Genomic DNA, 3,076 nt, shown 5'->3' with positions numbered 1-3,076 from the left:
CGCCGAGGCGGCCCCGGCGTAGACCTCGGCCGCCGGAACCCCGGCCGGCCCCGCCTCCCGCGCGGGCGCGGTGCTGCGCCGCCGCAGCCGCGCCAGCAGCTCGGCCCGCCCCAGCCCGCGCAGCAACAGCAGCAGAAACGGATCGGCGTCCAACAGCCGCGCCGTCTGGTAGCACAGCGCCGCCGTGTGCGCGCAGTGGTCCCACTCGCCGCACTCGCAGGTCGGCTCCAACTCGCCCATGCCCGGCAGCAGCTCGACGCCGGCCGCCGAGGCGTCGGCGACCAGCGCGGGCGGCAGCTCGGCGTCCAGCAGCGCCGCCAGATGGCCGGCCTCCCGCGCCGCCGTGCCCAACAGCCGGTCCCACTCCGCCTCCGTCAACGGGCGCAGCAGCACATCGGCCCGTCGCGCGTCGCCGCCGGTGGTCCGCACCACCGACGTCAGCCGGCCCGGCCGCACCGAGACCGCGCCGACGGCGCCGGCCCGCGCGTGCCGCCGGCCCCGCCGCAGCCCCTCGCTGTCCAACGCGCCGTCCTCCAGGGCGCTCAGCCAGGCCCGGCCCCACCAGGTGTCGGCGAAGCCCCGGCCCCGCGCCGGCGGCAGCGGCGCCAGCACCACCTCGTCGGTGGCGTTCTCGGCGTTCTCGTCCATCGATCGACCGTCCTCCCTCATCGACCGCTCCCACGTGACACGTCGCGCTCCGCCTCCGGCTCCGCCGGCTCCCGGCGCAGGGTCACCAACTCCGCGAGCTCCGCGTCGCTCAACTCCGTGAACGCGGCCTCGCCGCCCCCGAGCACCGCGTCGGCCAGCGCCTGCTTGCGCCGCAGCAGCGCCGCGATCCGGTCCTCGACGGTGCCCTCCGCGATCAGCCGGTGTACCTGAACCGGCCGGTCCTGGCCGATCCGGTACGCCCGGTCGGTGGCCTGCGCCTCCACGGCCGGGTTCCACCAGCGGTCGAAGTGCACCACGTGCTCCGCCCTGGTGAGGTTGAGCCCGGTGCCGGCCGCCCGCAGCGACAACAGGAAGACCGGCGCCTCGCCCTCGGAGAACCGCCGCACCAGCTCCTCCCGGCGCGCCACCGGCGTTCCGCCGTGCAACAGCAGGCTCGGCACGCCGCGTTCGGTCAGCCGGGCCTCCAACAGCCGGGCCATCCGCACATACTGGGTGAACACCAGCACGCTGGAGCCGCCCGCCACGATGGCGTCCACCAGCTCCTCGAACGCCTCCAGCTTCCCGGAACGCCCCGCCAGCCGTGGCCGCTCCTCCCTGAGGTACTGCGCCGGGTGGTTGCAGATCTGTTTGAGCGAGGTCAGCAGCCTGACGACCATTCCGCGCCGCGCCACCCCCGCGCTGCCGGCCACGTCGGCCAGCCCCTCGCGGACCACCGCCTCGTACAGGCCCGCCTGTTCGGGGGTGAGCGCCACGGCCCGGTCGGTCTCGGTCTTGGGCGGCAGCTCGGGCGCGATCCCGGGGTCCGACTTCCGACGGCGCAGCAGGAACGGCCGCACCAGCCGGGCCAGCCGCTCGGTCGCCGCCGGGTCCCCGCCGTCCTCGGCCGCGTCGGCGAACCGCCGACGGAACGCGGGCAGCGAACCGAGCAGCCCGGGCGTCGCCCAGTCGAGGATCGCCCACAGCTCGGACAGGTTGTTCTCCACCGGCGTGCCCGTCAAGGCCACCCGGGCGCCGGCCGGGATGGTGCGCAGCTGCCTGGCCGTGGCCGAGAACGCGTTCTTCACCTGCTGCGCCTCGTCCGCCACCAGCAGCGACCACTCCACCTCCGCCAGCCGCGCCGCGTCCTGCCGCATCGTGCCGTAGGTGGTCAACACGAAGGCGTCGGGCGCCAGTTCGGACAGCTCCCGCTCGCTGCCGTGGAAGCGCCGCACCGGGGTGCCCGGCGCGAAGGCCCCGATCTCCCGCTGCCAGTTGCCCAGCAGCGAGGCGGGCGCCACCACCAGCGTCGGCCCCGCCGTCCCCGGCACGCGCTGCCGGTGCAGATGCAACGCGATCAAGGTGACCGTCTTGCCCAGCCCCATGTCGTCGGCCAGGCAGGCGCCCAGGCCCAGGGACGTCATCCGGTGCAGCCAGTCCAGGCCGCGCCGCTGGTAGTCGCGGAGCGTGGCCCGCAGCGCCGGCGGCGGCGCGACGGGCTCGGCGTCGGTGCGCTCCGGATCGGCCAGCCGCTCGCGCAGCTCGGCCAGCCAGCCGGTGGCCCGCGCCGCGACCCGTTCCCCGTCCACCTCGGTGTCGCCGGTCAGCACCGCGTTGAGCGCCTGGCCCACCGTCACCTTGGTGTCCTGCCGCCGCCGGGCGCGGGCCAACGCCTCGGGATCGAGCAGCACCCACTGCTCGCGCAGCCGCACCAGGGGCCGCCCGGCCTCCGCCAGGCGGTCCAACTCGGCGCGGGTCAACGGCACATCGCCCACCGTGAACCGCCACCGGAAGGCCAGCAGCGCGCCGGGGCTCAGCAGCCCGGGCGCCGCGCCGCGAGCCGGCCCCTCGTCCTGGCCGATCTCGGCCTCGGCCGTCAGCCCGCGCACCACATCGCGTGGCCAGTGCACCGGCACGCCCGCGCCCTCCAGCGCCCGGGACGCCGCCTCGCCCAGCAGCTGCGCCACCTCGTCGTCCGCCAGCTCCACCGCGTCGGGAACGGCGGCGGTCAGCAACGGGGAGAGCGGCTCCCACGCGGCGACGGCCCGCCGCAGCGTGAGCAGCGCGTCCCGCCGCGCGCCAGGACCGAAGTGCTCGGCGCCGGGCCCCTCGTCCGACCACAGCGCCGCCGCGTCCACCACCACGGTCGGGTCGGCCAGGCTGTGGGCCTGGAGCACCGCGCGGAACCGGGCGCCCGCGCCGTCACCGGTCGGCGGCTCCAGCAGTTCCATCCGGAGCGAGAGCCCAACGCCCGCGTCGTGTCCCGCCGCGACCTCGCTCGCCCAGTCCCGCCGCTCCGGGACGCGCACCGGCTCCCCGGCCGCGAACGCGGGGGAGCCGGCCGCCAGCGCGGCGGCCGGCGTGCGCGGCAGGCCGTCGGCGACCGCGTCCAGGAACGCGCGCAACAGCTCGGAGGGGCGCGGCAGCAGCG

The 3,076-nt window shown here is 76.9% G+C and carries 2 protein-coding genes; both read right to left on the bottom strand.

The features are described 5' to 3' along the window. A partial coding sequence (locus EBN88_RS29345) for an SWIM zinc finger family protein (RefSeq protein ID WP_456114811.1) occupies positions 1-648 on the bottom strand: 648 nt, incomplete at its 3' end. Positions 649-665: 17 nt separating this feature from the next. Beyond that, a partial coding sequence (locus EBN88_RS29340) for a DEAD/DEAH box helicase (RefSeq protein ID WP_147472905.1) occupies positions 666-3,076 on the bottom strand: 2,411 nt, incomplete at its 5' end.

This window comes from Streptomyces triticirhizae (assembly GCF_003696235.1).
Lineage (GTDB): Bacteria > Actinomycetota > Actinomycetes > Streptomycetales > Streptomycetaceae > Streptomyces > Streptomyces triticirhizae.
This window is presented reverse-complemented; position numbering and strand designations above follow the sequence as displayed.